This window comes from Bradyrhizobium sp. CCBAU 11386, from assembly GCF_028128955.1.
Lineage (GTDB): Bacteria > Pseudomonadota > Alphaproteobacteria > Rhizobiales > Xanthobacteraceae > Bradyrhizobium.
Window position 1 is genome coordinate 227,613 of record NZ_LBKA01000259.1, and the last position, 26,869, is coordinate 254,481.

Consider the following 26,869-nt stretch of genomic DNA (forward strand, 5'->3'; position numbering starts at 1 on the left):
GCCCCTGTTTTGCCCGACGTGTCAAAGCCACCCGCGACGCGGATTTGCCTTTGCAAACAACGGCATTCTACTGTGCATGGGGTTGTTTTCGCGTTTTTTAGTCCAGCAATCGGCGGGCGGCGTCGACCAGACTGCCGTCAGGGCGACGAAGCGCCTCGAGGATAGTGAAATGGTCGGCGCCTGCGACCGGAATGAGCTTGCCGGGCGCCTGCGCGGCCGCACGCTTCTCATGAAGGTTGATTGAATCCAACACCAGGGCCGGCAACTCGCTGCTGCCATAGGCGATGTCGAGCCGCTTCTGCGTCACGGGCAGGCGAAGCGGCGAGAGCGTGGCGATTTCGTCGCCCGTCAGCTTCAGCGCGTTGTTGAGGCCGGTATCGCGGATCGGCGCCAGGTCGTAGACACCTGATATCGCAAGCCCGGCATGGACGCGCGGATGGTCCAGCGCCATCGCCACGAGGTGGGCGCCGGCGGACCAGCCCGACAGGACGACCGGTCCGCCGACGCCATAGGATGCGCCATGCGCGGCGAGCCAGTCGAGCGCGCGCGGGATTTCGGTGACGATGTCGGTCAGGGACACCTCGGGCGCCAGCGAATAGCCGGGAATGGCGACCGACCAGCCATGTGCGGCGACGCCTTCGACGAGCATGGCGAACAGCTCGCGGGAATTGCGCTGCCAATAGCCGCCGTGCACGAACATCAGGCAGGGCGCCTCCCGCCTCGTGGCCGGATAGAGGTCGATCCTGTTGTTCGCGCGCTCGCCGTAAGGCAGGTCGAGATGGGATGTCAGCTTGCCTCGCAGCCGCGCCGAAGCTTCGTTGCGCTCGGCGATCAGGGCCGCGCTGTTCTTGACGGCCCCATTGTTGTCATAGGCGGCGTCGCGCTCTGCCTGGGACAATTCCGCCCATCTGGTGCGGGGATCGAAGGGCCGATGTTCCGAACGTGTGTCGTCTGCCATGGAGTCTCCGGGGCGGCATCCGACGTACCGTCGTGGTCATGATCGGCGCCGCTTGCTCCTGTCTGCCACGAATCCTGCTTGAACTGAACATCGGTCGCGCTCAGGCGAGGGATGCGTCGTTCGCAGGACCTTTTTAGCAGGCGGTCGATGGACGGGTTCGCGCAGGCAAAACGGCCGATGGAAATTGCCTGGTGAACGCGAGGATCTTGGGTTGCACGCGCGATCCGTCGATCAACTCGAGCCGGCCGCAGCGGTTCAGGGTGTGCAGCTTTCGGCCGGGCCATACCGGTCCCGGCTTCAGTGAGTGGCGGACGATCTGCCTGAACGTCGTCGGTGACAGTTCGACGACCTCCGCCAGGGCGAGCGCTGCACCGTATCCGTCGGCACAATTCTGAACCGGCCGCCACAGTCTTTCATTGATGGTGACGAAATTCCCTGCCGGTCGCGCACTCGCGCGATCGATCAGGACCGGGTTGCTGGCATGGGGCAGCCAGGGGCCGAGCAGGTGGTCGGCGTAATAGATCGCAAGCGAATCCGAATAGCCGCCGGTTCCGTCGCGCCAGGCGCCAAACAGATAGTTCAGGCCGTTGTGCCGCGTGATCGTCACATCGGCGAGCTCGAGGCCCGAGAGCAGCGTCGCATGCCGCTCCCATTTGTCCGGAAACCGAACGCATTTGTAGAGGGCGACGTCCCCGTTGACCGAGCTCTCCGGGATCATCCACAACTCGCCATCGTCCTCGATCAGGAACGGATAGGACAGGTGCCACGGCTCTTCCAGCACGGGCACGACGTCGCCGACCGGCCCGGCGTCACCGAACTCGATCGCCGAAATGATACCCTTGCCGACCCGGTGATCGAGATCCTCAAAAAAGACGAACGTTCGTCCACGCCAGGTGATGGGAAAGGGATCGGCGTAGAAGTGGTTTCCGGGGTCTCCCAGAACGTTCCAGCGAGGCCCGGAGAGATCTCCCGTCTGCCAGACGCCTGCGCCGTCGTTGAAGCGCCATCCGATATGCCAATGCGGGGCGTAGCAGCAGAGCCGATAGATCTCCTTGGCGATCGAGGCGGCGAGGCCGCGCGCGACGTAGCCAATAGGTCGGCGGCGCGTGCCGTCTCCGGCGGGGCGCGCCAGCTGCGGCAGAATTCTCGGCCGTCCCGACAGGATTGCAGCCACCATGGTCAGGGTTCGCGCCATGACCGTTTCGAGCGCGCCGCTCAGGCCGGCCGCAATTTCTCCCGACGGGTGACCGCGATCGAGCACGGCGCCGTCGACCTCGTTGACGATGTCGATCACCGGCAGCTCGCCGCTGAGAATGGCGGCGAGCGCGGCGTTTTCCCCTGCCGTTCCGTTGAACAGCGGGCGCAGATACAGCGGAGCCGAACAGCCCCGATCCCGCGCGCCGCCTGTAAAATCGACGATCACGTCGGCCGTGCCGGCGCGAGCCTGCGTCCGCTCCGGAATGATCTTCAGCCTGTCGGCGCCGCTGGGTTTGCCCTTGTGCAACACCACGCGTTCGAGCTCGAACAGCGCGTCGAGACCTGCGGGACGTGACTCCGCCGTCGTCGTCCAGGCGATTTGGACCGGAATGTCCCGCCCGTCGATCGACAGCGTCTCGCGGCGCATCCACCGCCGCGCATGCTCACGTTCACAGCGAAACTCGATGATCATGTCGAGCCAATCATTCCAGCGGATCAGGTCACGTGACCTGGCCGAGAATTCGAACGTATTCCTCCACCATGGCGTCTACCGAGTACCGCAACTTCAGGCCTTTGGCGTTTTGCCGCAGTTCGTCGCGCAGGGTTTGGTCGGTCAGGAGTTTCGAGACGGCGGCCGACAGCTTCGCATGATCGGAGGCATCGACGAACAGGGCTGTCGGCTTTCCCTCGAAGGACAGCACCTCGCGCAGGACGGGTAGATCGGTGACGACGGAGGGAACGCCGGCGTTTGCGGCCTCGACCGCGGCGAGGCCGAAGGTCTCGGCCTGCGTCGGAAATACGAACACGTCCAGGCAGGCCAGAAAATCGGCCATCTGGCGCGGGGCGATTTCTCCGAGCAGATGCAATCTGTCCGATACGTTCAAATCATCCGCCAGCCGCCTCAGCCGGGCCTCGTCGACTCCCTGGCCGGCCAATGCGAGGTGCCAGGATGGCTGATCCGGCAGGAGGCGTATCGCCGCATCGAGCCGCTTGTGCGGGTGCAGCCGCGCGGCACAGCCGAGCAGGACGCGGTCGGTCGGCAGATTGAACTTCTCTCGCGCAGCTTCCCTCGGCAGAGTGAGTGCCTTGTCGTCGAAGCCGTGTGGCACATGCACCATGCGCGACCGGTAGGCCGCGGGGTAGCGCGAATATTCGCGCTGCATGTCCAGCGAGTTCAGCGTGATGCGATCGAAGAAGCCGAGGCTGCCCATGACGACGTCGGCCGTGCGGACCGGCCAGCTCATCGACAGCGCGGACGACACCTGATTGGCGATGACAGGTGCGCGGCAGACGAGGCGAGACACGCCTGCGCCGATGACGTTGCCGAAATGCTGAAAGGTCAGAACGGCGTCGGGCCTGGTGGTCCTGATGTGACGGCCGAGCGTCCGCAGCATTTGCAGCAGGGCCAGCGGTTGTCCCGGCCGGCTCGATGCGCAGTAGAGCGTATCGGGCGGCTCATCGAAAGAATCCGACTTGCGAAAGAAGAACAGATTGGTGACCTGATAGCCGCGTGCGGTCAGGCCGGCGCCGAGCAGCCTGGAGATCTCCTGGGCGCCCGCATTCTCGGCCTGCGTCTGGACCAGAAGCACGTGTAGCTTTGGTCCACCGCTGCCCCGACTTGCGAGTGCTGCTGCAGCCGACGGCAGCTTCGGTGCCTCGCCCAGTTCTGCGCCTGGCTGGTAATGCAGCACGGATTCCGACCTGCTAATGAAACGTTCACCTTCTTGATGCCGTACCTAACATGCGAGCGTCGAGCGGACACCGACTAGCAATAAACGGAGTTAATGGGCCGGCCGCCGGAACCGCATCGCTCACAACAGAATGACGGCGGTTTCCGCACGGAGCGAAGTGCGCGCGTTAACCAATTGGTCATCTTCGCGTGGCGGCGGGTAACTGCGGATTAACCATAGATATTTACGGTGGAGCAGGCCACTGAACAGTGCTTGCCAGTTGAATCCGAGTAAAGTCCATGACGTTCGGTCGCCGCGCAGACCCGACAAGTTCTGGATCGACCGGTGTCTCCGCGTCGTGGCAGACTCAAGATGCGTCGAACGGTGAGGCCGTCGGAGCCGAAACACGTCTTGGTAGTGTGCTCACGGCCGCAGGCGCGTTCACCTTCTTTCGGGACAATGCCCGCCGTATCCTGACGCTCGCCCTGGCGATCTTCGCCCTCGGCGTCATCGTTCTGCTGGTGATCCCGGTTCGATTTGCGGCGACCGCGCTGGTCGTTGTCGATCCCCGGGAGCAACGCGTGACCGCGGATCAGGACGTTCTGCCGGGCATAGGGCAGGACAGCGCCGCGCTGCAAAGCCTGGTTGAAGTGGCGAAGTCCGACGGCTTTCTCAAGCCGCTGATCGAGCAGCTCAAGGTTCGGGACGACGAGGACATTTCCGGGGGACACACCGACCCCGCGCGCCTGCTCGAGAGATTCCGCAACCGTCTCGATATTTCCCGTCGCGGGCTCACTTACGTCATCGCCATCCGCTTCACCTCGAACCGGCCGGAGCGGGCGGCTTATTATGCGAATGCGATAGCGGAATCGTTCGTCGCGAGTCAGACGCGCAACCGCACCGAGGCGACCGACGAGGCGGCCGACTGGCTCAGCGGCCGGCTGAAGACGTTGAACGACCGGCTGAGGGCGTCAGAGGACGCCGTGGCCACGTTCAAGCTCGAGCACAGGATCGTCAACGCGGGCAAGGATGCCACGACCCAGCAATTGCGCGTGACCGAGCTGTCGCAGCAGGTTGCCGCCGCGCGCGCCCGGACCGAAGAGGCGAAAGCCCGCTACGAGCAGGCTCAGCGCGACCTGAAGGCGAATGTCGAGGGTCCCGTCAAGCAGGACCTGCTGAGTGCGCTGCGCGCGCAGCGGTCGACGCTCAATGATCAAATCGCGCAGAAGCGGGCGGTGTTCGGCGATCGCCATCCCGACCTCGTCATGTCCTACAGCCAGCTGAACGATCTCAACAGGCAGATCGAGGTCGAGCGGACAAAGGGCATCGACACCGCAAAGTCGGAATACGAGGCCCAGCGCGAACAGCAGAAGGCCCTCGAAGGCCAGATGAAGGCGGCTGAATCGCAGCTCCTGGTCGACGGTCAGGCCCTGGTCCGGCTCCAGGAGCTGCAGCGCGACGCCGAGGCCAACAGAAACATCTACGAACAGTTCCTCTCGCGCTCCAAGACGACGAACGAGCAGCGTCTCTTGCAGAGCTCCCAGACCAAGATTGCTTCGTCCGCCATTCCGCCGCTTCGCTCGACGCTTCCGCCACTGTCCTTGCTGCTCGCCGCGCTCGCGATCGGCTCGCTGCTGACATCGACGGCGGTCGTTGCCGCCACCGGACGCGGATCGGACAAGGCCGTCGAAGACGCTCGTGCTCCCGATCCGGCTCCGCGCCAGCCCGCGCCGTGGCCGCGCCCGCCCGTGTGGGCCCGCATTCCCGACCTGCTGCCGGGCGACGTGCCCAGAAACATCTGGCAAGGTCCGGTCTCCGCGACGGCTGAGCTCGATCTCGGTCCTCATTTGCGCCCGCTGCTCGACCGGCTGGAGAAATTGCCGGGAGCCGGGGGCAAGATCGCGCTCGTGATGTCGGTCGGCAAGCGGGCCGGCGGCAACACTGTCGCGCGGTCGCTGAACCGGTGGGCGGTGAACAAGGGGAAGCTGAGCGTCCTGATCCGGGTCGAGCCGGACCTCGGCGGTGCCGGGGCTGGCCTCGCCAAGGGGCAGGCGAACGGCATGACCACGGCGGATTTTCGCAGCGTCGATGCGCTTCTGGGCGCCGGCAAGCGGCCCGAGGCATCGCCCACGGACGACATTCGTTCGGAGTTCGATCTGATCGTCGTCCATGCCACTTCGCTGGCCTTGCAGCCAGAGGCGGCGGCGCTGGCCGCTCACGCCGATCTGGTCGTCCTGGTCGCTTGCGAAGACGCGGTCGATTCCGCCGCAATGCGCAGGGCAATGGCTGCGCTCTCCCGCTTTGGCGGCGTGCCGACCGGGCTCGTCATCAATCGCGTCCCGGCCGATCCGTCGGTGGCGCGCCGTCGGGGCGAAGTGTTGGGCCTGGCGGGTTGATCGGCGCCTAGAGCGTTTTCGAGCGAAGTGGATACCGGTTCGCGTAAAGAAAACGCGTCAAAACAAGAATCTAGAGCCCCGTTCCGATTCCATCGGAACGGGAAAGGCTCTAGTCGCCGGAGTCGGCACCGCGGACCGCATAGGCGCCTCGTTTCAATGCCGAGAAGCGCAGAAGCACGAGAATTGAAGGATCGACTCCGGTTCGCCGGCGACAGAGGATGTTGAGCGCGATGGTCGCGAGCGCCAGCGACACCGTCGCCGAGATCGCCGCTCCAAGCACGCCGAGCCAGGGAATCAGGACCAGAAATCCGACCAGTCGCAGCGCCACGTTCGCCGCGACGACGGGGACATAGACGCGCTCATGGCCGGTCAGCTGCAGGATCGCTGCGGATGGACCGCCTGCCGCCTGGAAAGCCGTGCCGATCGCGAGCACGATCAGGACCCAGTGCTGTTCGGCGAAATGGGGCCCGAACAGGTTGAGAAGTTGGGGGCCGCCGATCCAGATCAGGAGAAGTCCACTGGCCACGCAAAGTCCGGTCACTTCCGCCATGAGCTGCAGCGTTCGCCCGAACTCCTGGTGGTTCTTGCTGAAGTACAGCGAAGGAAGCCGGCGCGCTCCGAAACTGTACAGTGCTGCCGAGACCATGGCGAAGATGTTGGCCAGGCGCGAAGCGGCAAAATAGATTCCGGCGGTCGCCGGATCCAGCATCCAGTAGACCAGGATGACGTCGAAATACTGGTTGGCGGCTTCGAGGATCGACGCGACCCAGAAATGAAGCGCGCTCGATCTCCAGCGAGAGGTCTCGGAACGCGCCGCCGTGCTGCGCAAGTCCGGCAGGGCTCGCGCAATGGCAACGACCTGCGCGACCAGGCCCACCGACATGGCGATCGTTATCACGGCGAACAACTCGGCGGGATCGAGCTGCTGATGGCCGAACAACATGGCCAGCAGAAACAGGACGACGATGACCCGCCAGAAGAGCTCGCGGTTGCCTTCGCCCATGAGAATGCTGACCAGGGAGCGGGCGATCTGGCTGCCGAGCATCAGTCCGGCATTCACCGCAGTGTAGGCCGAGACAGCGAGGATCAGCAGCCACCAATCGCCCCTCAAGCTCGCGGCCAACGCGACTGCGGCGATCGCGATCAGCATCGCGGTGGCGGTGATCCTGAGGCTCGACAGGAGGACACCTTTGACGAGGTCGGGCCTGTCTCCGACCTGATACTCGTTCAGGAATCGCACCAGAAGCGATTCCTGGCCGACCAGCCCCACGACCGCTGCGATCTGGGCAACCGAAAGCCAGGTCGCAAAGATGCCGAACCCATCGGGCGACATCGTTCGCGCCGCCAGCGAGAACACCGCAAACGCAAGCGCGCCGCTGCCAACCTTGAGGAGGATGGTCCCGACAACACCGCGCGTCACGTCGCGCCGCAAAAACTGGATGATGGATTCGATCATTGACGCTGCGGGACGACTTTCCCCTGGGGATACGCGTTACGATAGCGGTGACAGCCTAGCATGGTGAAAAACCGCGAGTGTTAATGGGGGCCTCTGGAATCCTGTTGGTCGCGGCCGATGTCGGCGAAACGTCTGCTGCGTCACGGTGGGACACCTTCGTTCCGTCTGTCCCGGATAAAGCAAAGGCCGGCTCTCTCGAAAAGCGACGTGATGCCGCTCTGACGAGAAGCAGCCATGCGTTCCACCGTGGCATTGCCGAAGATCCGATCCTTGTCGAACATCCTGAGCAAGACGCGTGCCGGGATATCGTCCGGCCGGATCGATTCTTCGGTTCATTAACCTCGATCGACGGAAATGATCGCGTTCGGTCCTGCGATGCGACATCAGGCGGGATAATTGCACATGGAACCACCGTTAACCGTGGGAGCCTGGACCATGACGGCGGATAGCACCGTGACCGAGCCGATCGCTGCAGCTGCGACCACAACGATCGTCGCGGACGTCGCGATTGTCGGAGGTGGCCTTGCGGGTTCGCTCGCGGCTTCTGTTCTTGCGCGGGCGGGGCATCGCGTCGCGCTGGTCGACAAGCGCGCGGTCTATCCGGACGAGTTTCGGGTCGAGAAGATCGGAGGCCAGCAGCTGGAGATGCTCCGCAGGCTGGGCTTCATCCGCGGCCTCGCGAGCGTCGCCTGTTCATATGATCGTGTGCTCAATGTCAGGGAAGGCAAGGTGGTCGATGTCAGCGTCGGCCAGGCTTACGGGCTTCCCTATGCCGATCTCGTTGCCATGGCGCGCGGCCAGATGCCCGATCCGTCCAGTCTGATCGTCGACGAGGTCACCGCAGTCACCTGTAGCGACGACGTTCAGCATCTCGAGCTTGCCTCCGGACGCCGCCTGAATGCACGTCTTGTCGTTCTGGCGACGGGCATGGCGGGGGCTCTCGGCTACAAGCTGGGCATCAGGCGGCGCGTGCTGGCCGCAGGCCATTCGGTTTCCTTCGGCTTCACGATCGCGCGCCGGGATGGCACGCCGTTCGATTTCAAGGCGCTGACCTGTTACGGCGAGCGCACCTGCGACGGCGTTGACTATCTCAGCCTGTTTCCGGTACCCGCCGGCATGCGGGCCAATCTCTTCATGTTCCGCGACCCGACCGATCCGGTCATGCGCGATCTGCGTCGCGACACGGAAGCGACAGTCCTGCGGCTGCTGCCGGGCTTGCAGCCCTACCTCGGTGATTTTCGCGTGACGGACCGGGTACGGAACTGGGTGATGGACCTGTCCGTCGTCGAAGGACACCTCCAGCCCGGAATCGTGCTCATCGGCGATGCGTTTCAGACCAACTGTCCCGCCGCCGGAACGGGCGTAGCCCGCCTGCTGGTGGACGTCGAGCGCCTCTGCACCGAATATGCGCCGCGGTGGCTCGCGACCGAAGGGATGGGCATCGAGAAGATATCGGAGTTCTATTCCGATCCCGACAAGGTCGCCGCGGACCAGCAGTCACTGAAGATGGCGCGCTTCCGCCAGGCGCTGACGTCCCGCGACGATATCAGCTGGGATGTGCGGCGACGGCTGCACTTCCTGAGGCGCAGCATCACGCATCGGGTCGATCAGATGCGGCCGGGTTGGCTTGCGCATGTCCGCAGCGCGCTGCGCGCCTGGGGGCTGCAATCCGCCGGCGCCTCGCGCCGGTCAGCGCGTGGGCGTTGAGGTGCGGGTCGGCGAGAGCCGGAACTCCGAAATTCGCTTGGCGGCAAGCTTGAGCCAGGGCGCCTGCTTCAGTGCGAACAGGGATATCGCGCCTGCAGTGCTGCCGGCTTGCGTGACCGCCCACATCGGCGAGGCCTGCGCGCCGAACAATTTCTTGTATGGCTCGTCGCCAATGGTGAAGTCGAGCATCTGATCCCCGCGCTCGATGCAGTCCTTCGCCACCTGCTCGAACATCAGTGCGCCCAGGGACTGGCTCTTGTATCCGGCAATGTCGAAGGCACTCATGATGACGAGGAAACTGTCGCGGTGCTGCAACCCGAGCACGGCGGCGATCACCTCGCCATCCATCTTCATGGCATAGAGCCGCGCCAGGGAGCCGAGACCACGGACCGCGATGTCGGAATAGAAGTCGTAATATTCGGGCCGCTGGAGCAGGTCTCCGTCGCCCTGCGACTGGAACCGAGGACCGCGAAACTTCCTCATCACGTCCAGCGCCTCGAGTACGGCGGCGCTGTCGTTGCAGCACGAGAAGCTCAGCGCGCCCTTCTTCTGGAGCTGTCGATACTTCTTTGCGAGCTCCTTCTGATAGGAGCGATCCATCGCGCTGGCCCGCCATTGCTCGAATGGGGCGACGAGAACCGTTGCGTAGGCATTGGTGTCCATCGCGACGCGGCGGGGCGCGGCCAGAAGGTTCTCGATCGGGAGCCGCCCGTCCGGCAGCTTGGTCATTCGGAGCAGGTCGAAAGGGCGAACGAGGCGGCGAATCTCGGCGCATGCCTCCGCATCCCTAAGCAGTTCGGAAAACACCGCCGGGCTGCAAACCGGCGCCAGATAGTCGGAGACGCGCAGGTCGGCGAATTCGACGGTCTGTATCGGACCGCGCCGGATCCGGAGCAAGGGCAACAGCATCGCAAGGGCGCCCGTCGCGCGGTAACGAATCACGACAACCAGAGGGGTTGCTCCCGCATGGGACGCAAGCCTGGTGTAGAGGCTGTGCAGCCAAAGCGGATGCTGGAACGCGGTGGCAGCCGAGTGGTTGAACAGCTCTGCATAGTCCGGCGACAGGAAGTCGAATGCCGGCTCGACGGCGATATCGAACGTGTTGCCAGGCGTGTTCATGCGTAACCAGGAAAACCGGATAACTCGGGAGTGCTCGATCGAGCTGAGGGCTTATAGCAGGGGAGTGACGGTCGAGATACCGCGGCGGTACGACTTGCATTAATGGACTGAGCCGGGTTCGTATCGTTACCGAAGTCTTAAGATCTCGCGGCCGCGGGGGCTCGGATGTCGAGGCTTGGCCGCGCTAGCAAATAATTAACCGCGTTTAAGGAAGGTCAATTCATGGCCAGCCTACAGACCGAGGTGGACTCCGGGGCTCCCGGGAGCGCGATCTGGAAGACGCGCAGCGTTGGCGTCGAGAGGATTGCCAGGGCCGCAATTGGCTGGTCGATCACCATCAACGTCGTCGCGTCGATGGGCACCTTCAACACCGCACTGTTGCCGGCGGAGCTGACCTATCTGCAGCAGGCCGTCGCGATCCTGATGTGGGGCGTGCTGATCTACGCCAGTGCATTCGTGCGCCCGCGGCTGCGTTTGCAGTTCAATCCCGATTTGATCGTCCTGGTCGCATTCTACGCCTTCGCCGTTACGTCCGTGTTCTGGACCAGCCTGAACGCCGCTGCGATCATGAAGAGCCTGGCGCTCGCGATGACGACCTTCGGCGCATTCTGTCTCATCACGCGCATCGACATGGACGAGGTTGTCAGGGCCACAGCCCTTGGGCTTTTCATGTTGGTGGCCGCATCGGCCTTCTGCGCGCTCGCCGTGCCCGATATCGGGATCGACCACAGCTGGATGCATAACGGTCAATGGCAAGGCGTCTATGAATCGAAGCAGACCCTTGGTTTCGTCGGCGCGTATCTGATGTTCTTCGCCTGCTATCTGAAGATGAAGGGGCAGGGGTGGCCGGCTTTCCTCCTGACGTTCTTTCTGGCGTCCACCTGTGTCCTCGCGTCGGAATCGCGGGGCGCCGGTGCCGTTGCCCTGGCCGCCTGTGCGCTGCTGGTGACCTCGATGTGGTCGGTCACCTGCATGAGAATCTATGCGGTCCTGCCGTTCGTCATGTGCCTGCTGGCCGGCGCGCTGATCTTCTATTTTTACGCGACGGGGTATGAGGCGATCCATGTCGGTGATGCGTCCATCGATCTGACCGAGCGGACGTTCATCTGGCATTACGCCATCAGCCATTTCGATGACGCGCCGCTGCTCGGCTTCGGGATCAACGGCTTCTGGACGATGCCGTCGATCTACGACTATTTCGAACAGAACCATGGCTGGGTGCTCGACAATTATCACAGCGGCTATATCGCGATCCTGATGGAGACGGGGTTTCTCGGCTACATGCTTTTCGCCGCGAGCGTCCTTCTGTTCTCGAACAAGGTTCTCCATCTGATTTCGGCCCGCGCGATCGACCGGTCGCACTGCGCGCTCATCATCGGATTTGTCGTTCTCAGCTTTCAGACCAATTTTACGGAGACGACGTTCCTCCGTTCGACCATGTTCACGTCGGTGCTGCTGGTGGCGTTCTTCTTTGCGACGTGCAGGTCTGTGCCGCAGACCGATTTCCAGTCTCTACGAATGGAAGCAAGATGACCGCCATCCGCGCTCGCTGGACGAGACGATTCAATCTTGCGGCAACGGCATTTTTCCTTGCGTCGTCCTGCTTCCATGCCCATGGCGCCGGGCAGGCGGCCTCCCGCGACCTGCCGAAATTGGGGCGCGGGATCAATATTCTCGGCTATGACGGGATCTGGGAAGGCGGCCGGAACGCGCCGTTCCGCCTGGACAATCTGACCGCAATCAAGAAGGCCGGATTTTCGCACGTCAGGATCAATTTCTTCGGCTTCAAGTTCATGGGCGAGGGAAACGTCCTGGACGAGATCGTTCTGAGGCGGCTGGATGCCGTCATCGAGGAAGTCCTTGCGAGGAACCTCATTCCGATCGTTGACGAGCACGACACTCATGTTTGCCAACGCGACGTTTCCGGATGCGGCGACAAGCTCAGGGCGTTCTGGCGGCAGATCGCCGAGCGCTATGCCGGAAAATATCCTGCGCTGGTCTTCGAGGTCCTGAACGAGCCGGGCGGGCAAATGACGTCCGCCGACTGGAATTCACTCCTCAACGACTGTCTGGGCATCATCCGCCGCACCAACCGGGAGCGGCCGGTCATTGCCGCCGTTCTCAACAGGGACGACATCCCCGTCGACGAGCTGGCGCTGCCGACCGACGACAGGAACCTCATCGTCACGTTTCACTATTACGCGCCGATACGATTCACGCATCAGGGCGCGCCGTGGTCCCCGACGTTTTCGCGGATCGGGCCGCTGGATTGGGGCAGCCCGGACGACGAAGCGAAGGCTGCCGCTGACTTCAAAAAGATGAATCTCTGGGCGGAGAAGGAGAAGCGCCCGGTTTATCTCGGAGAGTTCGGGGTGTACGAGCGCGCGCCATCCGACAGCAGCGCGAGATATTTGTCGTTCATGGCGAGAAGCGCCGACAGGCTTGGCTGGTCATGGGCCTATTGGCAATTCGACCATGATTTCGCGGCCTTCGACAGCGCGCGTCAGGCCTGGAAGCCGGACATCCTGCGTGCGCTGATTCCACCGAGGCGTTGAAGCGACAGCCGCGATTTCGTTGCACAGCTATATTGGTCCCCGCGCGGAATTTGCGGAGCTCTTCGCTCCGCTCGCGATCGCGTAGCGCGGCACCAATCGATCAAAACCATGTGGCGATCTCCCCGAGGCGTCGATACGCCGTCTCGCGCGCGGCGAGGATCGGGGCCGCCGGGCCGGTGGTCGGCCCGATCGGCACGAAGCGCACGTCGCTGATGCCAATGAAGCGCAGGGCCTCGCGCAAATAGGGGGTCGCCATGTCGGTGCGGCCGCGATTCATACCGGTGACGAAGTCGCTGCCGCTGGCGAGAATGACGATGGTCGGCCGGTCCTTTAGCAGCGGAAGATATCCCGACGCCGGGTCGAACCGGAAGGTAAGCCCGGGCTGGACGATGATGTCGAACCACTGCTTCAGCTTGTAGGGGATGCCGAAATTCCACATCGGCGTCGAGATCAGCACGCGCTCGGCGAGCGACAGGCGCGTCGCCATGCGCTCGGCCTCGGCAAAGCTGTCGCGCTGGGCGTCGTCGAAGGCCTGGGCTTTCATGCGCGCATATTTGGCCTCGACAATGGGCCCCGTAAACTCCGGCATCCGCTCCCGCCAGAGATCCATGACATCGATGTCCCAGTCGGGGCGTGCCTGGCGAAATCCGTCAAGGAAAACGCGCGCGCCGGCGCTCGACTCCGAGTCGGAACGCGGCGAGCAGGAGAGGTGCAGGAGCTTTGCCACCGCTCATCCCAGCGCTCTGATGACGGCATCCGCCCGCGTGACGATGGCGACGTTCTGCATGGCAAAATTGATCGAGGCGGAGTGCCAGTCGGCATTCATGGTCGAGCAGCAATCCTCCGGCACGATCATGAAATAGCCCTTGTCGGCGCCGGTGCGCGCGGTGTGCTCGACCGACATGTTGGTCCAGGCGCCGGTGTTGATGATCATGTCGCGGCCGGTGGCCTTCAGGATCGTCTCCAGCCGCGTCCCCTCCCAGGCGCTCATCCGCATCTTCTCGACGACGAAATCGCCGGGTCGGGGCTCCAGGCCCGAGACCGGCGCCGCGCCCCAGCTGCCCCGTACCATCGCCTTGCTGTCGACCAGACCCTCGAACAGCGGCGCGTTCAGCGTCACGCCGGGGGCGCCGGGCTCGACCACGAACCAGACATGGATGATGGCGACGCCGCGCGCCCGCGCGGCCTCGGCAAGACGCCGGACATTCTCGACGACATGCTGCTGCTTCGCGTGAGCAGGTGTGCCTGACTCGGCGAATGCGCCGCCATCCATGATGACGTCGTTCTGAAGGTCCTGGATGATCATGGCGCAGCGCTGCGGATCGAGCTGCATCTCGCCTTCGGTGAGGATGGGCGCTGCGGCCGCAGGGCCGGCGCTTGCGCCGCCGCCGCCGCGCTTGCCGCTCATATAGGGCTCGTGGCGCGGTCCCACCCTGGTCGGGATGGCATAGACCGAATGCGTCGAGGTCAGGTAGAGCGTGCGGAAATCCGGCCCGCCCCAGGCGAGATTGGCGACGAGCTCGGGCACACGAACCTTGCCGAGCAGTTCGCCGCGCGGCGTATAGACCCAGACCCCGCCGGGTGCGGTGACCCAGATATTGCCGTGCTGGTCGCACTTCATGCCGTCGGGCAGGCCAGGCTCGAGCTCGGACTTGATTCCGCTCGCGAACACGCGCGCGTTCGAGAGCGTGCCGTCGGCGTTGACGTCGAACACGCGGATCAGCGCCTGCACGGTGTCGTTGACATAGAGCAGCCGTTCGTCGGGCGAGAAGCACAGTCCGTTCGGCTGGTCGAACAGATTGCGCTCGACCACGAGCTTCGGCTCGCCGCCGGGCATGACACGGTAGACGCCCTGGAAGCCGAGCTGCCGCGGCCGCTCGACGCCATAGACCGGCATGCGGCCGTACCAGGGATCCGAGAAATAGATTGCGCCCGAGGAGTGCACGCAGACGTCGTTGGGGCTGTTGAGCTCCTGGCCTCCGAAATGCGAGGCCAGCACCTCGCGCCGCCCGTCCGGTCGCTCGCGGATCAGCGACGACGTCGCGTGCTCGCAGACGATCAGATTGAGCTCGGCGTCGTAGGTCATGCCGTTACATTTGTTCGACGGGCGCTTGACCTCGGTCACGCCGCGCCGCGCGTCCCAACGCCGCCGAACGTCGCCAGGCATGTCCGAGAACAGGAGGTAATGATCGACCGGATGCCAGATCGGGCCTTCCGTGAAGTCAAAGCCCGTTCCGACCTGTGCGACCGGTGCATACGGGTCGATCAGGGTCTCGAATTCGCTTCGCAAGGTGACATGCGTCATCGGTCGATCCTTGGCGTCAGGCCGGGAACCAGTTGCGCTGGGGCAGCGACTGCACGATCGGGCCGGGGACCTGGTCGTGCAGCCGACCGACGACCATGCCGCCCTCGATCTTGGCCGGCCTGTCGTGCACCGGCAGCAAATAGCGCGAATTGCTCAGCAGCTTCTTGATCGAGGCCTTCTCCGCCCGCTTGCTGGTGCCGTGGTTGCCGGTCGTCCGCGGCTCCCAGTCGTGAATCTCGTTGAACGGCGTGACGATCTGGTCGTTGAAATCGTAGATCACGTCGCCGCAGATGGTTGCGATCCCATCGGCAGTCTCGACGATGATGTTCATGGAGCCCTCGGTGTGGGCGTTGGCAGCGTCGCAATAGACGCCGGGCATCAGCTCGATCGGGCCGGTGATCTCCAGATCGAGGAAACGCAGCGCGCTCTTGGTGTGCAGGCGATCGATCAGGTGCTTGATGTCGGGCGCCGGATATTGCGGATGCATCAGGCCGGAGACTGAATATTCCAGCTCCTTGCGGTTGAGGACGACGGTCGTATTCATCGGGAAAAGATCGTCCTTGCCGGCGTGGTCGATGTGCAGATGGGTGTGGCAGACGAAGCGCACGTCGCCCATGCGCACGCCATGGCGGGCAAGCTGGTTCTCGATCATGTGCTCGTGATATTGCAGCCCGCGCATGCCCAGCGTCTCCATGATCTGGTTGGAGCGGTAGCCGGTGTCGACCACGACCGGATATTTGCCGCCGAGGATCAAAAAGCCGAGCGTGAGGACGCGGCGGGTGCGGCCGCAATCGCGGCCGAGAACCAGAAAGCTCGATTCCAGCTCGATATCGCCATAGTCCAGGATCTTGATCTCCAGCGCCATCCGTGTCTCTCCCTGTCTCGTTTCTTGTCCGTCAAAGCCGATAGACGCGCGCTGCGGTGGTCCTGAAGATCGCGTCCTGTTGCTCGGTACCCAGCGGAGCGGCCGCCGCGCGAAACGCGTCGACGAGCTCGCGATAGCTGGTCCACAATTTCTCGATCGGGAAATTCGATCCGAACAGGCAACGCTCGGCGCCGAAGGTCGCGACCGTGTCGGTCAGCACCGCCGCGATATGCGCGGGATCGTTGTGGTGAATGAACGTGCCGAGCCCGGACAGCTTCGACACCACGTTGGGACATGCGGCGAGGCGTGCCATTCCCGCGCGCCAGGCCGCGCGGCCTGCCGGCGAAAGATCCTCCAGCATCCCGGCGTGCTGGAGGATGAATGTTACCTTGGGGCAGGCCTCGGCAAGGTCGGCGGCGCCCGGCATTTGCGGCGTGAACACCTGAAGATCAAAACTCCAGCCGTAGTCGGCGAGGTGTCCGACGTTGCGGCGGATCGAAGGGTCGAGACAGAGATCAGGCCGGGTGGCAAAACGATAAAGCGGGTTCTCGTGCCAGTGCAGCTGCATCCGCACGCCGCGCACGAGCGGGTAACGCTTGAGGCGGTCGAGCTGCGGGCGGACGTCGTCGACGGCGAAATTGGCGTAGGCGACGATGGCATGCGGCCAGCCGTGCGCGTCCGCGGTCTGCTGCACCCAGGCCGCCTCGTCCTCGAAACGGTCATTGGCCCAGTTGGTCTGGACGTAGACCGAGCGGGTGACGCCGCTGCCCTTGAGGTCGTCGAGATATTCCTGGATCGGATAGTCGCGCCGGATCGGCTCGTAGGGTCCGAAGATGCGGGGCTGCATGGGGCCGATCAGCCAGGGCAGGTCCGCCTGCCGCCAGATGTGATGATGCCCGTCGACAATCTCGGTCACGCAACTCTCCTTCGTCCCAGTGCCAGCACATGCGCGACGATCGACGCGCTCGACCCGCCGTCGACGAGATCATCGACGAAGCGTTCGATGGCGACGAGCGCTTCGGTCTGCGGGCGAAAGCCCGGACCCGTCGCGAGTGGCGTCAGCCAGCTCAGGCGCCAGGCCCGCCGCGACAGTTTCGCCACGGCGTCGCGCAGCGCGTCGGGTGCGCCGCGCTCCAGCCCGTCCGAGACGACGATCACGGCTGCCCCGCGCGCATAGCCGCCGAACCGCGGCACCGCGAGAAAGGCTTGCAAGGCATCGCCGATCCGGGTGCCGCCGTCCCAGTCGCTGACGAGATGGGCGGCCGCATTCAGCGCCTGTTCGCGCCGCTTCATCCGCAGCGCGCGGGTGACGCGGGTCAGGCGCGTGCCGAAGGTGAAGACCTCGACATTGGGCGCGGCCTGCACCAGCGCGTGCGCGAGCTTCATGTTCTCCTCGGTGCGGCTCTTCATCGAGCCCGAGACGTCGATCAGCAGCAGAAATTTTCGCGGGCGCTGCCTGCGCTTCAGGTGGCCGAGACGCAGGACCTCGCCGTCGCTGCGCACGGAGTCGCGCAAGGTGCGGCGGAGATCGGCGAAGGGACCGCGACGCGCCTGCATACGCCGGTGGCCGCGCCGCTTCGGCAGACGCCGTGGCGCTTCGCGGGTCAGGCGGCGGAGCGCATCGCTGGGAGAGAGTTGCGCAAAGCGGCGCTCGACCAGCGCCTCGGTGCGGGTCGCGGTGAGGCCGGATTCGTTGGTGTCGTCGGAGAGAAGCGGCGCCTCGTCGCCGCGGCCGTCCTCCTGAAGCCGGACGGTCTCGTCGTCCTCGCCGTCGTCATCGCGCGTGATGGCCTCGCTGCCACGGAAATGGAGGTCGAACAGCCGGTCGAAGGTCTCGCGTCGCTCGGGCGGCGGGGCGAGGGTGGCCAGCGCCGCCTGGCGGATATCGCCGAGGTCGCGCGGTCCGAGCAGCTCGATCGCGGTGAGGAACATGGTGGTTTGTTCCGGCGCGACGGCAAAGCTGTTGGCGCGCAGCAGCGCGACGAAGGAGACGAACACGCGCGCCGCCTGCGGCAGTTGCAGTTCGGGACTCATGCGGTCGCCTCCGCCAGCATCGCATCGAGCCGGGGCGAGATGAAGTGCAGGTCTTCCTCGTCCTTGAGCGCCACGCCGATCGAGCGCTTGAAGGCATCAGGCCAGCGCGCGCCGCCCTTGTGCAGCAAGGTCGCGGCCTCGGCCCAGTCGACGGCTTCAGCGATGCCCGGCGCCTTGCTGAGCGGCTCGCGCCGCAATTTGCCGACCGCCGCGACGACGGCCCGCGCGGTCGCCTCCGCGACGCTGGAGGCGCGCAGCATCACGATGCGTGCCTCGCGCTCTTCCGTGGGATAGTCGATCCAGTGATAGACGCAGCGGCGGCGCAGCGCCTCGTGCAGGTCGCGCGTCCGGTTCGAGGTCAACACCACGACGGGGCGCTCCGCCGCGCGGACCGTGCCGCGCTCGGGAATGGAGATCTGGAAGTCGGACAGAAATTCGAGCAGGAAGGCCTCGAATTCCTGATCTGCACGGTCGATTTCGTCGATCAGCAGCACGGTGGAATCGGGCGCGCGCAGCGTGGCGAGCATCGGCCGTTCGATCAAGAACGTCTCGCCATAGATGTCGATGCTCTCGTCGCCGGCCTGGCGGATTGCGAGCATCTGGCGCGGGTAGTTCCACTCGTAGAGCGCAGCGGAGGCGTCGATGCCTTCGTAGCATTGCAGCCGGATCAATCGCCGCCCCAGCACGGCCGCGATGGCCTTCGCCGCCTCGGTCTTGCCGACGCCCGGCGCGCCTTCGAGCAACAGGGGCTTGCCGAGGGCGAGGCCGAGATAGGCGGCAGTCGCGAGTCCCTCGTCGGCGAGGTAATAGGCCGCGCGCAGCGCCTTCTCCAGCGCTTCGGGGCTGTCGATGCCGACGATGTTGCTGCGGACCGCCATTGCAAGACCTCTAGCGCCGTGCCTGCGGCCGCGCGCCGCCCTGCGTCTTGATCGCGCGCAGCACTTTTTCCGGCGTGATCGGCAGATCGTCGATGCGGACGCCGACCGCGTTGAAGATCGCATTGGCGACGGCCGGCAACACCGGATTGGCGCACATCTCGCCGGGGCCCTTGGCGCCGAACGGGCCATCCGGCGCAGGGCGCTCCAGCACGGCAATGTCGTGCGGGCAGATATCGCCGGGGCCGGGCATCAGATATTCGACGAAATCGCGGGGCCCGTGAACGGGATCGGGATAGTAGGGCTCGGGCGTCTCGTAGAGCGCATGGCTGACGCCCATCCAGGCGCCGCCGACCAGCTGCTGCTCGACCAGACGCGGATTGAGCGCGCGGCCAAGCTCATAGGCGGAGTCCATGCGCACCATCGCGACCTCGCCGGTCTCGTCGTCCACCTCGACCTCGGCGACCAGGCAGGCATGGGCGTAGCAGGTTGCCGGCGACATCTCGCCGGTCTCCGGATCGACGTTGGAGAGCGGGACGAGGAAGATGCCGCGACCCGAGATGGTCTTGCCTTGCTTGAATTGCGCGGCGATCGCGACGTCCTTGGTCGAGATCGACCGGTGCGGCGCGCCCTTGACGTGGATGTTGCCGCGTCCGTCGGTCTCGAGATCGGCGGCGTTGACCTCCAGCTCCTCGGCGGCGGCCTCCATCATCACGCCGCGCGCCTCGCGGGCGGCGGCCATCACGGCATTGCCGACGCGGTGGGTGCCGCGCGAGGCGAACGAGCCCATGCAATGCGGGCCGGTGTCGGAGTCCGCCGTGTCGACATAGACGTCCTCCACCGGCACGCCCAGCGTCTCCGCGCAGATCTGCCGCGTCACCGACTTCATGCCCTGGCCGAGGTCGATCGACGACAGCGCCACGGTGAATTTGCCGCTCGGATTGGAGTGCACCAGCGCCTGGCTGGGGTCGCCGCCGAGATTCATGCCGATGGGATAGTTGATCGACGCCATGCCGCGTCCACGATGCCGGGTCATCTAGCGCCTCCTGGTGCCGAAGACGGAGGAGAAACGGGTCGCGCCATGCGAGGGCGCGGCGGGCCGCGGGGAAGGCGGCGCCGGCGGTGGCGGCTCACGCGGCGGCTCGCGGGTGACCGTCGGTGGAAGCCGGTCATAGGTCGTGCGCTGCTGCGCGGCCACAGCCGGCCGGCTGCGCGAATCCGCCGGTGTCGGCGGGATCACGGCGCGGCTGCCGCCGCCGTCCTTGCGCGAGGACGCCCGCTTGAACTCGTCGCGGATCGGCCATTTGGCCTTTTCGGCCGCGACCTGGACACATTCGATCAGCGCGGTGTTCTTGGCTTCGCGCCGATGCGCCTTCATGTCGCCGTCGCGATAGGCGTTGAGGATGCGGAACTCCATCGGGTCCATGCCGACGAGGTTTGCCAGCTTGTCCATCTGGCATTCGATGGCAAAATCCATCGCCGTGACGCCGAAGCCGCGCATCGCGGTTGCAGGCGTCCGGTTGGTGAAGACGCAATAGACGTCGCCGTAGACATTCGGGATGGTGTAGGGGCCGGGCAGGTGCGCGGCGCATTTCACGGCGGCGTAGCTGGACAGCCGCGTATAGGCGCCGCTGTCGAAATAGGCGCGGATCTTGCGCGCGACGATGCGGCCGTCGCGCATCACGCCATCCTTGATGTAGATGCGCTCGGCGCCGCGCGGCGGGCCATATTGCATCTCCTCCTCGCGGCCGAACACGTAGCGCACGGGCCGCCCGGTCAGCATCGCCCCCAGGATCGCGAGCGGTTCCGTCAGCGTGTCCACCTTGCCGCCAAAGCCGCCGCCGACGGTGCCGCCGATGAAGTGGAAGGTGTTGGACGGCACGTCCAGGATCTTGGCGCAGGTGTCGACCGAGAAGAACAGCGCCTGCGTCGAGGTGTAGACGACATAGCGGCCGTTGGTGTCGGGCGCGGCGATCGCGCCGTTGGTCTCGGTCGGCGCGTGCTCGATCGGTGACATCTGGTAGCGCTGCTCCAGCACGTGATCGGCGGTGGCGAGCGCCGCATCGGCGTCGCCGAAGCGCAAGCGCTGGTGATCGTAGACCTCGTGATAGGTGAACGTGTTCTTCGGATAGGTCTCGTTGACCACGGGCGCGCCCGGCTTCAGCGCCTCCTCGACGTCGAATACCGCCGGCAGCACCTCGTAGTCGACCTTGACCTTGGCGATCGCCTCGAAGGCCTCGCGTTCGCTGTCGGCGACGATGGCGACGATCGGCTCGCCCTTGTAGCGGACCTTGTCGACCGCCAGCGACGGCTCGTCGTCCTTGCCGAAATTGATCAGGCTCAGCAGCGTGTTGAGATTGACCGGCACGTCAGTGCCGCGGATGATCCGGCGCACGCCGGCCGAGCGTTCGGCCTCGGTGGTATCGATACGGCGCAGCCTCGCATGCGCCTGGGTCGAGCGCACGACCTTCAGGTGCAGCATGCCCTGGAGGTTATGGTCGTTGAAATAGCTCGACGTGCCCGTGACGTGGCCGAGCATGTCCTGGCGCTGCGTCCCCTTGCCGATTTCCTTTAAGTTATCGTCGCGCTCGTCGGCGAAGATGTCCTTGCGCAGTTCCAGCATGATGGGGATCCTCAGGCACTCGCTCGGCCGCCGGAAGCAGCGAGAATGGCGTCGATGATGGGCTCGTAACCGGTGCAGCGGCAGATATTTCCAGAGATCGCCTCGACGACCTCGGCGCGGCTCGGCGCGGGGTTGCGGTCGAGCAGGGCCTTTGCGGCCATCAGCATGCCCGGCGTGCAATAGCCGCACTGGGCGGCAAAATGGTCGGCAAAGGCGCGTTGGAGCGGATGCAAATTCGGGCCCTGCTTCATGCCGTCGAGCGTCTCGACCGCGCGGCCGGCGACGGTCTCGGCCAGGGTCAGGCACGAGAGGTGCAATTCGCCGTCGATCAGCACGCTGCACGTGCCGCAGCCGCCCTGGCCGCAGCCGAATTTCGGCGTCATGTCGCCGATCAGCTCGCGCAGCGCTACCAGCAGGTTGGTGCCGCCGTCCACGAAGATCGCGACGTCGCGGCCGTTGTGACGAAATTGCAGAGGGATCTTGGACATGACGATCTATTCCTGGCCGGACAGCAGACGCCGCAGATGGACGCCGACGATCTCGCGGCGGTACCAGGCGCTGCCGAGCGCGTTGTCGGATGGCGATGTTCCTTCGGTCGCCGCGGACGCGGCGGCCGCGATGGTCGCGGCATCCAGCGAGCGGCCCTCGAGCGCGCGCTCGGCTGCGCGCGCGCGGATCTGCGTCGGTGCCATCGAGCCCAGCGCGATGCGGGCGCCCGCGATCCGGCCGCCGCTGACCGGCAGATGCGCGGCAAGGGTGATGACCGAGCCGCCCTTCGGCTTGATGCGCGCGATCTTGCGATAGCGGAAGGCCTCACTGCTGGCCGGCCGGGTGCAGGACACCGACAGCACCAGTGTCCCGGCCTGGCGGTCGCGCGCCTGCAGGAACTCTTCGATCGGAATGTCGCGCGCGCCAAAGCCGCCTTGCACGGCGACGGTGGCGTCAAGTGCCAGCAGCGCGACGGTGAAATCGCCATAGGGATTGGGGGCAAAGAGATTACCGCCAACGGTGCCCATGTTGCGCACGGCGGGGCCGCCGATCGAGCGGGCAGGGGCATGCAGGAAGGCGAGGTCCCGTTCGGCGAGGACGCGCGCGAAGGTGACGCCGGCCCCGAGCGTCACGCGCGGACCGGATGCGTCGATCCGGGTCAGCGCCTGGTCGTGGGCGCGAACGACGGTCGAGATCGTGACATCGCCCTCGTTCAGCGCGCGCATCACCAGCGTGCCGCCGCCGAGATAGCGCGCGCTGCGGTCCGAGGACAGCGCCCCGGCCGCCTCGCTGGCGCTGGTGAACGTCTTCACTGTCACGGCCATTATGCGGCCTCCTTCAGATGCCGGCGGATCGCCTCGAACCCGGCCTGGTAGATGTCTTCGGCGACCATGTGGGTGATGCGGTCGCGATCCTCCGGCCTCGTGGTGAAGCGAGACTCCCAGTGCCAGAAGGTGCGGTCGCCGTCGGTGACCGGCAGCAGCCGGACATGGGCGACGTAATTGAACATCGGCACCGGCGTATCGAGCAGGCAGTAGCTGAACGACTGTTCCAGATCGGACAGCGCCAAAAGCTGCTCCCGCAGCTCGGAGCCGTCCTTCAGCTTGAAGCGCCTCACACAGCCGATCTTGTCGGAGGATTGTGCGCGCTCGATCGTGGAGGTCGCAACCGCCGGGTGCCAGCGATCGTGCCCGTTGAAATCGCGCAGCACGGTCCAGACCGTATCGGTCGGTGCGTCCAGGATCGTGCTCTTGACGATATGCGGCACGGTCAGCCTCCGAACACGCGCTTCAGCGCGTCAAACCCGCCCTGGAACACGCCGCCGCCGATATTGTTGACGAGTTCGATCTCGCGCTCCGGCGCGCAGTCGAACTCGGCGGTCCATTCCATGAACGTCTGGTCGCCGTCGGTGACGGGCGTGAGCCGCAGGGTGGCGACGTAGTTCTCCACGCCCATTGGCGATTCCAGGATCGAATAGGTGCAGAACATGTCGTAGTCGGACAGGCCGAGCAGCTTCTCGCGGATGCGGTCACCGTTGCGCAGGCGAAAATCTCGCACACATCCGATCTTGTCCGAGGGCTCGCCGCCCTCGATCCGGCTCTCCGCAATCGCCGGATGCCAGTTCGGCAGGCCGTTGAAATCGCGCACCCGCGCCCAGACGCGGTCGTTGCGGGCATTGACGACGGTGGAGACGTAGACGCGGGCCATGAACGCGATCCTCAGCTCTTCTTCCGCGGCCCGCGCTCGGGCGGCGGTTCGCCTTCAGCGGAGGGCGCTGCGGCGGGCTTGTCGCCACCTCCACCGCCGCTCTTGCGGGCCGACTCCTTGATACCCTGCATGTCGCGGGCTTCGCGGATCAGGCCCGGCATCTTGGCGAGGCTGCCGCCCTCGACGCCGATATCCGACAGGATGGAATCGATCAGCGGCGCCTGGACGCGGTAGCGCAGCGCCGAGTCGATCACCTCGTCGGTGGCGCTGCGGCCGCCATTGCCGCCATGGCCATTGCCGTTGAGCCCGTCGACCTGGAGGATGCGGATGCCCTCGATCTTCTCCATCGGCTTGACGCTTTCGCGCACGATGCCCTCGATGCGGTCGAGCAGCTTTCGGCGGAACAGCGAGTAGCGCGCCTGATCCGTGAGGACGTTCTCGGCCTCGTTGAGCATGCGCTGCGCTTCGGCCTCGACGGTGGCGCGGACGCGCTCGGCGTCGGCCGCGATCCGGGTCTCCTCGGCCTGCTTCTCGGCCAGCAGCACCTCGACCGTCTTGCGCCGCCTTGCGATCTCGCTCTCGCGTGCGGTGATGACGCGCTCGGTGGCTTCCGTCGCATGGATGCGGGCTTCTTCCGCGGCAGCGCGCGCTGCGGACTCTTCCAGCGACTTCTGATGAATGGCGATGGCCTTCTCCATCAGGACCGTCTCGACGTCCTTTTCGCGGTTGACCTCGAGCTTGCGCAGCTCGCGCTCGCGGCCGATGCGAGCCTCGTCCAGGCCGCGATCCGACGCGATCCGCGCGCGCTCGACCTCCTCGCGCGCGGCAATCTCGGCCTCCTGGAGCGACTGGACGCGGGCGACCTCGAGCTGCTCGATGGCGCGGCGGCGCTCGATCCGCGCCGCTTCCAGCGCCTGCTCGCGCGACACGTCGGTGGTCTCGACGTCCTTGCGCGCGACGATCTCGGCCTGCTTGACCTGGCGGTCGGCGTCGATCCGTTCCGAGCGCTTGGTGGAGAGCGCGATGACGCGGTCCTCGTCCGCGATCTCGATCGCCTTCTTCTGCTCGATATTGAGCACTTCGCGCTTCTTGGACGAATTGATTCGCTCGGCCTCGAGCGCGAGATCGACGCCGATGCGCTGGCGTTCGATCGCGTCGCGCCGCTTCAGCTCGGCCGCCTCCAGAACGCCGGTGCGCTCGATTTCGAGCGCGCGGGTTTCGCGCTCGGCCTGGATGCGCTCGGCCGCCACGGTCTTCTCCTGCGCGATCCTGGCGGCCTCGATCGCTTCGCGCGAGGCGATATCGGCTTCCTCGACGGCACGGTTGCGGGCGATCTCCAGCGAGCGCACCCGTTCTTCCTGGGCGATGCGGGAGGCTTCCGTGGCCTCGCGCGCGGTGATGCCCGCGACATCGAGCGTCTGGTTGCGCTCGATCTCGAGCTGCCGCGTGTTCTGCTCGGCGGCGATACGCTCGGCGGCCAGCGTCCGTTCGCGGGCGATGCGGGCGGCCTCGACCGCGCGCTGCGCCTCGATCTCGGCCTCCTGGATGGTGCGGACCTGCTGGATTTCCAGGGCGCGCGTACGCTCGTCCGAGGAGATGCGCTCGACATTGACCGTCATGGTCTGGGCGATGCGCGCCTTCTCGGTGGCCTCGCGAGCGGCGATCTCTGCCTCCTCGACGGCGCGGGTGCGCTCGATCTCGCGGCGCCGCGTCTCCTCCTCATTGGCGATGCGGGCATCGGTGACGACGCGGTCCTGCTGGATGCGGGCTTTTTCGATCGCCTCGCGTGCGGCGATCTCGGCCTCCTCGACGGTGCGCATGCGCTCGATCTCGCGCTGGCGCACCTCGCGCTCCGAGGCAATGCGGGTGGTGTCGATCGAGCGCTGGTTGGCGATCCGGGTCTTCTCGATCTCCTCGCGCGCCAGCAGCTCCTTTTCCTCGATGGTGCGGGTTCGCTCGATCTCCTTCTGGCGGGTCTCCCGCTCCGAGGCGATGCGGGCCTCGGCAATGGCCTGGTCATTGGCGATCCGCGCGCGCTCGATGGTCTCGCGCGCGGAGATCTGGGCCTGTTCCGCCTCGGTCTCGCGCAGTGCGCGTTCGCGGGCGACTTCGGTGCGCTGGAGCGCGCGGCGCATCTCGATGTCGCGTTCCTGCTCCAGTCGCGCGGTCTCGCTCTCGCGCTCGATCTCCAGCGCCTGCCGCTCGGCCTCGAGATTGCGGGAGCGGATCTTGATCATCGAGTCCTGCTCGATGTCGTTGCGCAGCTTCCGCTTGGCCTCGATGTCCTCCATCAGGCGGGTCAGGCCTTCGGCGTCGAACCGGTTCGACGGGTTGAAGAATTCCAGGTCGGTCTGGTCCAGATCGGTGATTGCGACCGATTCCAGTTCGAGTCCGTTCTGGGCGAGGGCCTCGGCGGCGTTGGCCTTGACGCGGGCGACATACTCGCCGCGCTGCTCGTGCATTTGCTCGAGAGTCATTTCGGAGGCGATCGACCGGATCGCGGAGATGAATTTACCGGCGAGGAGGGCGTGGAGCTGCTCCGGCTCCATGGTGCGGCGGCCGAGGGTGGCGGCCGCGATCGACACGGCTTCGCGGGTCGCCTGGACGCGGACATAGAAATCGGCCTCGATATCGACGCGCATGCGGTCGCGGGTGATCACGGCGTCCTGGCGGGAGCGGACTATGCCCATCGGCAGCACGTTCATGTTGACCGGCGTGTAGTCGTGGATGAACGGCAGCACGAAAGCGCCGCCGTTGATCACCACGCGCTCGCCGAGGAAACCGGTCCGGACGAACGACGTCTCCTTGGACGAGCGATGGTAGAGCCAGTTCACGATGTAGACCGCGACGACGATCACGATGATCGCGACGATCAGCCAGAGGATCAACTCGCCGACCAATATCCCTGACATC

Annotated in this window: 22 protein-coding genes; 4 read left to right on the plus strand and 18 right to left on the minus strand. The window is 65.3% G+C overall.

Going from position 1 to position 26,869, the window contains the following annotated elements; genetic code table 11:
* Positions 1–97: 97 nt before the first annotated feature.
* From XI09_RS41630 to XI09_RS41640, 3 genes are all read right to left on the minus strand, one after another.
* Positions 98–958, minus strand: a complete 861-nt coding sequence (locus tag XI09_RS41630; RefSeq protein ID WP_271572109.1) for an alpha/beta hydrolase — start codon at positions 956–958, stop codon at positions 98–100.
* 133 nt (positions 959–1,091) lie between these two features.
* Entirely contained in the window at positions 1,092–2,627 is a 1,536-nt protein-coding gene (locus XI09_RS41635; RefSeq protein WP_271572110.1) for a glucosamine inositolphosphorylceramide transferase family protein, read from the minus strand.
* 28 nt (positions 2,628–2,655) lie between these two features.
* Positions 2,656–3,846, minus strand: a complete 1,191-nt coding sequence (locus XI09_RS41640; protein WP_271572111.1) for a glycosyltransferase family 4 protein — start codon at positions 3,844–3,846, stop codon at positions 2,656–2,658.
* 278 nt (positions 3,847–4,124) lie between these two features.
* Between XI09_RS41640 and XI09_RS41645 the strand changes: the two genes are divergently transcribed.
* A complete protein-coding gene (locus tag XI09_RS41645; RefSeq protein ID WP_271572112.1) occupies positions 4,125–6,221 on the plus strand; it encodes a GumC family protein in 2,097 nt (698 codons plus the stop codon).
* 109 nt (positions 6,222–6,330) lie between these two features.
* On the opposite strand, the gene XI09_RS41650 is transcribed toward XI09_RS41645, so the two are convergent.
* Complete coding sequence (locus XI09_RS41650) at positions 6,331–7,677, minus strand: lipopolysaccharide biosynthesis protein (RefSeq protein WP_271572113.1); 1,347 nt, start codon at positions 7,675–7,677, stop codon at positions 6,331–6,333.
* 435 nt (positions 7,678–8,112) lie between these two features.
* Between XI09_RS41650 and XI09_RS41655 the strand changes: the two genes are divergently transcribed.
* A complete protein-coding gene (locus XI09_RS41655; protein WP_271572114.1) occupies positions 8,113–9,384 on the plus strand; it encodes an FAD-dependent oxidoreductase in 1,272 nt (423 codons plus the stop codon).
* Here XI09_RS41655 and XI09_RS41660 read toward each other — a convergent pair.
* Positions 9,367–10,503, minus strand: a complete 1,137-nt coding sequence (locus XI09_RS41660; RefSeq protein WP_271572115.1) for a GNAT family N-acetyltransferase — start codon at positions 10,501–10,503, stop codon at positions 9,367–9,369. The genes XI09_RS41655 and XI09_RS41660 overlap by 18 nt on opposite strands.
* Before the next feature lie 222 nt (positions 10,504–10,725).
* Between XI09_RS41660 and XI09_RS41665 the strand changes: the two genes are divergently transcribed.
* Both XI09_RS41665 and XI09_RS41670 read left to right on the plus strand, forming a co-directional pair.
* Positions 10,726–12,036: an O-antigen ligase family protein gene (locus XI09_RS41665; protein ID WP_271572116.1), complete on the plus strand. Its 1,311-nt coding sequence runs from the start codon at positions 10,726–10,728 to the stop codon at positions 12,034–12,036.
* Complete coding sequence (locus XI09_RS41670) at positions 12,033–13,058, plus strand: glycoside hydrolase family 5 protein (protein WP_271572117.1); 1,026 nt, start codon at positions 12,033–12,035, stop codon at positions 13,056–13,058. The genes XI09_RS41665 and XI09_RS41670 overlap by 4 nt, the downstream gene beginning before the upstream one ends.
* A gap of 100 nt (positions 13,059–13,158) precedes the next feature.
* Here the strand turns inward: XI09_RS41670 and XI09_RS41675 are convergent, their stop codons facing one another.
* From XI09_RS41675 to XI09_RS41735, 13 genes are read right to left on the minus strand one after another with little or no spacing between them, the layout of a single operon-like run.
* A complete protein-coding gene (locus XI09_RS41675; protein WP_271572118.1) occupies positions 13,159–13,785 on the minus strand; it encodes an FMN-dependent NADH-azoreductase in 627 nt (208 codons plus the stop codon).
* Positions 13,786–13,788: 3 nt separating this feature from the next.
* Entirely contained in the window at positions 13,789–15,363 is a 1,575-nt protein-coding gene (locus tag XI09_RS41680; protein WP_271572119.1) for an isochorismatase family protein, read from the minus strand.
* Between the two features lie 16 nt (positions 15,364–15,379).
* Positions 15,380–16,228: an N-acyl homoserine lactonase family protein gene (locus tag XI09_RS41685; protein WP_271572120.1), complete on the minus strand. Its 849-nt coding sequence runs from the start codon at positions 16,226–16,228 to the stop codon at positions 15,380–15,382.
* Between the two features lie 31 nt (positions 16,229–16,259).
* Positions 16,260–17,144: an amidohydrolase family protein gene (locus XI09_RS41690; protein ID WP_271572121.1), complete on the minus strand. Its 885-nt coding sequence runs from the start codon at positions 17,142–17,144 to the stop codon at positions 16,260–16,262.
* Positions 17,141–18,262, minus strand: coding sequence for a vWA domain-containing protein (locus tag XI09_RS41695; protein ID WP_271572122.1), 1,122 nt, complete (start codon positions 18,260–18,262; stop codon positions 17,141–17,143). The genes XI09_RS41690 and XI09_RS41695 overlap by 4 nt, the downstream gene beginning before the upstream one ends.
* Positions 18,259–19,140: an AAA family ATPase gene (locus XI09_RS41700; RefSeq protein WP_271572123.1), complete on the minus strand. Its 882-nt coding sequence runs from the start codon at positions 19,138–19,140 to the stop codon at positions 18,259–18,261. Before XI09_RS41700 ends, XI09_RS41695 begins: the two co-directional genes overlap by 4 nt.
* A 10-nt stretch (positions 19,141–19,150) precedes the next feature.
* Positions 19,151–20,173 (minus strand): xanthine dehydrogenase family protein molybdopterin-binding subunit, encoded by a 1,023-nt coding sequence (locus XI09_RS41705; RefSeq protein WP_027548907.1) that lies wholly within the window; start codon positions 20,171–20,173, stop codon positions 19,151–19,153.
* Positions 20,174–21,760 carry a xanthine dehydrogenase family protein molybdopterin-binding subunit gene (locus tag XI09_RS41710; RefSeq protein ID WP_271572124.1) on the minus strand — a complete coding sequence of 529 codons (1,587 nt, stop codon included), beginning with the start codon at positions 21,758–21,760 and terminating at the stop codon, positions 20,174–20,176.
* 11 nt (positions 21,761–21,771) lie between these two features.
* Positions 21,772–22,248, minus strand: a complete 477-nt coding sequence (locus tag XI09_RS41715; protein WP_271572125.1) for a (2Fe-2S)-binding protein — start codon at positions 22,246–22,248, stop codon at positions 21,772–21,774.
* Positions 22,249–22,254: 6 nt separating this feature from the next.
* On the minus strand, positions 22,255–23,073 hold the full coding sequence (locus XI09_RS41720; RefSeq protein ID WP_271572126.1) for an FAD binding domain-containing protein: 819 nt from the start codon (positions 23,071–23,073) through the stop codon (positions 22,255–22,257).
* Positions 23,073–23,516: an SRPBCC family protein gene (locus tag XI09_RS41725; protein WP_271572127.1), complete on the minus strand. Its 444-nt coding sequence runs from the start codon at positions 23,514–23,516 to the stop codon at positions 23,073–23,075. The genes XI09_RS41720 and XI09_RS41725 overlap by 1 nt, the downstream gene beginning before the upstream one ends.
* Positions 23,517–23,518: 2 nt before the next feature.
* Entirely contained in the window at positions 23,519–23,956 is a 438-nt protein-coding gene (locus XI09_RS41730; protein WP_271572128.1) for an SRPBCC family protein, read from the minus strand.
* An 11-nt stretch (positions 23,957–23,967) separates the two neighbouring features.
* Positions 23,968–26,868 (minus strand): flotillin family protein, encoded by a 2,901-nt coding sequence (locus XI09_RS41735; RefSeq protein WP_271572129.1) that lies wholly within the window; start codon positions 26,866–26,868, stop codon positions 23,968–23,970.
* Between the last annotated feature and the right edge of the window lies 1 nt (position 26,869).

Bases quoted from the DNA above. Each gene is read 5' to 3' on its own strand.
- XI09_RS41665 (WP_271572116.1), top strand. From the start codon at position 10,726: ATGGCCAGCCTACAGACCGAGGTGGACTCCGGGGCTCCCGGGAGCGCG.
- XI09_RS41695 (WP_271572122.1), bottom strand. From the start codon at position 18,262: ATGAGTCCCGAACTGCAACTGCCGCAGGCGGCGCGCGTGTTCGTCTCC.
- XI09_RS41715 (WP_271572125.1), bottom strand. From the start codon at position 22,248: ATGTCCAAGATCCCTCTGCAATTTCGTCACAACGGCCGCGACGTCGCG.
- XI09_RS41730 (WP_271572128.1), bottom strand. From the start codon at position 23,956: ATGGCCCGCGTCTACGTCTCCACCGTCGTCAATGCCCGCAACGACCGC.
- XI09_RS41645 (WP_271572112.1), top strand. From the start codon at position 4,125: ATGACGTTCGGTCGCCGCGCAGACCCGACAAGTTCTGGATCGACCGGT.
- XI09_RS41655 (WP_271572114.1), top strand. From the start codon at position 8,113: ATGACGGCGGATAGCACCGTGACCGAGCCGATCGCTGCAGCTGCGACC.
- XI09_RS41735 (WP_271572129.1), bottom strand. From the start codon at position 26,868: ATGTCAGGGATATTGGTCGGCGAGTTGATCCTCTGGCTGATCGTCGCG.
- XI09_RS41660 (WP_271572115.1), bottom strand. From the start codon at position 10,503: ATGAACACGCCTGGCAACACGTTCGATATCGCCGTCGAGCCGGCATTC.
- XI09_RS41685 (WP_271572120.1), bottom strand. From the start codon at position 16,228: ATGGCGCTGGAGATCAAGATCCTGGACTATGGCGATATCGAGCTGGAA.
- XI09_RS41680 (WP_271572119.1), bottom strand. From the start codon at position 15,363: ATGACGCATGTCACCTTGCGAAGCGAATTCGAGACCCTGATCGACCCG.
- XI09_RS41670 (WP_271572117.1), top strand. From the start codon at position 12,033: ATGACCGCCATCCGCGCTCGCTGGACGAGACGATTCAATCTTGCGGCA.
- XI09_RS41630 (WP_271572109.1), bottom strand. From the start codon at position 958: ATGGCAGACGACACACGTTCGGAACATCGGCCCTTCGATCCCCGCACC.
- XI09_RS41710 (WP_271572124.1), bottom strand. From the start codon at position 21,760: ATGCTGGAACTGCGCAAGGACATCTTCGCCGACGAGCGCGACGATAAC.
- XI09_RS41705 (WP_027548907.1), bottom strand. From the start codon at position 20,173: ATGACCCGGCATCGTGGACGCGGCATGGCGTCGATCAACTATCCCATC.
- XI09_RS41635 (WP_271572110.1), bottom strand. From the start codon at position 2,627: ATGATCATCGAGTTTCGCTGTGAACGTGAGCATGCGCGGCGGTGGATG.
- XI09_RS41720 (WP_271572126.1), bottom strand. From the start codon at position 23,073: ATGGCCGTGACAGTGAAGACGTTCACCAGCGCCAGCGAGGCGGCCGGG.
- XI09_RS41700 (WP_271572123.1), bottom strand. From the start codon at position 19,140: ATGGCGGTCCGCAGCAACATCGTCGGCATCGACAGCCCCGAAGCGCTG.
- XI09_RS41650 (WP_271572113.1), bottom strand. From the start codon at position 7,677: ATGATCGAATCCATCATCCAGTTTTTGCGGCGCGACGTGACGCGCGGT.